3 protein-coding genes and 1 tRNA gene are annotated in these 2,730 nt (G+C 63.9%); all 4 read right to left on the bottom strand.

Features of this window, described 5'->3' with window-relative positions; translation table 11 throughout:
• Positions 1 to 1,248, bottom strand: a 1,248-nt coding sequence (locus HZB86_06670) for an MEDS domain-containing protein (GenBank protein MBI5905221.1), incomplete at its 3' end; no start/stop codon positions are given.
• Positions 1,249 to 1,429: 181 nt separating this feature from the next.
• A tRNA-Asn gene (locus HZB86_06675) sits at positions 1,430 to 1,505 on the bottom strand.
• Between the two features lie 184 nt (positions 1,506 to 1,689).
• Positions 1,690 to 2,487 (bottom strand): DedA family protein, encoded by a 798-nt coding sequence (locus tag HZB86_06680; protein ID MBI5905222.1) that lies wholly within the window; start codon positions 2,485 to 2,487, stop codon positions 1,690 to 1,692.
• 3 nt (positions 2,488 to 2,490) lie between these two features.
• Positions 2,491 to 2,730 (bottom strand): PaaI family thioesterase (locus HZB86_06685; protein ID MBI5905223.1); only part of this gene is annotated, 240 nt, incomplete at its 5' end.

The raw sequence follows: 2,730 nt of genomic DNA on the forward strand, positions 1-2,730 counted from the left end.
AGGAACGTCATCATCGCAATCGGGCGGAACGAGGAAGGACACCTTCCTGCCCAAGGCTTCCGCGGCCGCATATCCGTAAAGCCTTTCCGCGCCCCTGTTCCAGCTCGTAACGGTCCCTTCCAGCGTCTTTCCGATGATCGCATCGTCGGAGGACTCGACGATGGATGCAAGGTGCGACCTGACCTCCTCCGCACGCTTGCGCTCGGTAATGTCGTTGATGCTGGTCAGGAAGTGGAGCGGCTTCCCCTTCTCGTCCCGCCGCAAGGATGTGGCCACCTCGGCCCACACGATGGATCCGTTATTATGAAGGTATCGCTTGACGAAGCGTACCGATTCCCGCTCGCCTGCTAAAAGAGGATCTATCGAGCGCTGAACCAGCTCGATGTCTTCGGAGGGAGTGATATCCTGCCATCTGCGGGAGACCAGCTCCTCCCGGGAGTACCCCAGCAGCTCGCAGAACGCGTCGTTGACGTACAGCTCGCCCGTAGGAAGGGTCAGCGACTTGCCGATGATGGAATGGTCGAAGACATACTTGAACTTCTCCTCGCTCCGGCGCAGCGATTCCTCGGCCCTTTTCGCATCTCTGCGGCCCCTCAGTCCCTCAATCCAGTGGTCCAGTACCGCCGTCGGGAATTCCCGCGTGAGGAAGGCTTCGGGGGGAATGCAGTGGGGGTTTTCGAAGGCTTCCGTCCCGACGACGGCGACCCGGTGCGTGGCGAGCACCCGAACGAGAAGCGCCGGGGAGAACAGTCTGCGGTCGTATTGGCAGAGGACCACGCACCGGCTGTCGGGGAGAAACGCATCGAGCTTCGATTCGTACTCGATGAGGCGATCCGTCTCCGTCCCGTGAAGGCCCCTCAAGGCCCACGACATCTCGCCGGTTACATGCAGCGCGTCGTATCCTTCGGCGACGGCTTGGTCGGCGAGCGTCCGTAGGAACGAAATCATCCGGTCGGGGACGAATACCCCTTCGCGCATGTAGACGTCTTCAGCCGACAAGACGGTCAACCGGCCAATTTCGACTAACGGATGCGGGTCGAGCCCTTCCTGCTTTACGTACCCGAGGACGGCCTCCGCGGTCCGGGTGTCGGCGATATAAACGACTTTCCCATTCCGTTCGAGACCTTGGCGCAGAAAAGACGTCAGTAGAGCCCTGTGTTGTTCGTCGGTCTCGAAAATACAGCAGAGGTGGTCGCCGCACGTGAGATCCGAGATGTCGGGAGGAGGGTTGGGGTCGACGCTATTCATAGGTGGCGACCTTTCTCCAGATCGTCCGTCGTCGTCGAAAGCATAACAAACAAATGCGTTATTCGTATAAAGAATTCGCGATACACCCAACACTCAGCCCCCTGGGTGGGGCGAGTACTGCGTGGGAACCGCAATGAAAAAGGCCCGCGCAGGGAAAACCCTGGCGGGCCTTGAAAAGTGCTGGCTCCCTGGGCAGGACTCGAACCTGCAACCTAGTGGTTAACAGCCACCCGCTCTGCCGGTTGAGCTACCAGGGATCGTGAGGCGGCAGACAGGAAAATATAATCCCGCCCCACCCAACCGTCAAGCGGTTTGGGCGGTCGGCTGCGTGGGGAGGTCACGCCGGAGCCACGCGTCGAACCCGCCGTGGATCACCCCGACCCGATCGAACCCGCGCTTCATGAGGATCCGCGCCAGACTGGCGCTGGTGGCCTCGCCCGGTCAGGTGCAGTAGAAGACGAGGTCCCGGTCCCGGGGGAGATGGTGGACTTGCCGGTGGAACGAGGCGGGACGAACGCGCACCGCGCCCGCGATCATCCGGTCGGATGCGTCGTAATCGTCGTCGCGCCGAAGGTCGAGAACGAGGAGCCCCTCTCCCGAGAGCATCCGGCGGTGGACCTCCTCCGGATCGAAGCGCGGCGCGGCGTACCGTTTCACCAGCCAGAACCGGTAGCCGATCCTCCACGCTACGGTGGCGCAAAGCCCGCCTGCGAGGATCCACCCCAACATCCCCTGGACTCCGCGGGCCGACGCCGCGATCTCCTCGCCGAAGAGGAACCCGAGCGCGACCCCGCTTCCGGCCCACATCAGGGCTCCGGCGAAGTCCAGGAGGAGAAAGGCGGGGAGCGGCATCGACGCGACCCCCGCCAGCGGCGGCACGATCGTGTTCACGCCGGGGAGGAATTTCGCGAACAGGATGGTGGCGCTCTTCCGCCGGTGGAACCCGTCCACCGCCCGTTCCAGGCACGCGTCCGGGTTGAACGAAATCCGGCACAGGCGATCGAGCACCCGCTTCCCGCGCCACCGGCCGACGAAGTACCAGATTCCGTCCGCGAGGAGCGCGCCGGCCACCCCGACCGCCACGATGAGAGGCGCGGCGGCGTGCCGCGTGGAGGCGTACGCCCCCGCGAGCATCAGGACCGGGAACGCCGGGATCGGAAGCCCGGCGTTTTCCAGGAAGGTGAAGAGGAATACCGCCGCGACGCCGTACCGGCCGACGAGAACCGCGAAGCTCTCCACGGCCTACCGTCCTTCCGCCTTCTCCCCCCGGAGCACGGAGCAGGTGGAGACGGCGCGGGCGACGAGCTTGCCGTCCTCCGTGGCGACGTCGCACTCCACCATTCCCACCGTCCGGCCGCGATGGACCACCATCGCGTTCGCGTACAGTTTCCCCTCGAAGACAGGGCGAAGATAATTGACCTTGATCTCCAGGGTCGTGAACGTCTCCCCGTCGTCCAGCGTGGAGGCGAACGCCATCCCCAT

The sequence above is a fragment of the Deltaproteobacteria bacterium genome (genome assembly GCA_016234845.1).
GTDB lineage: Bacteria > Desulfobacterota > Deferrimicrobia > Deferrimicrobiales > Deferrimicrobiaceae > JACRNP01.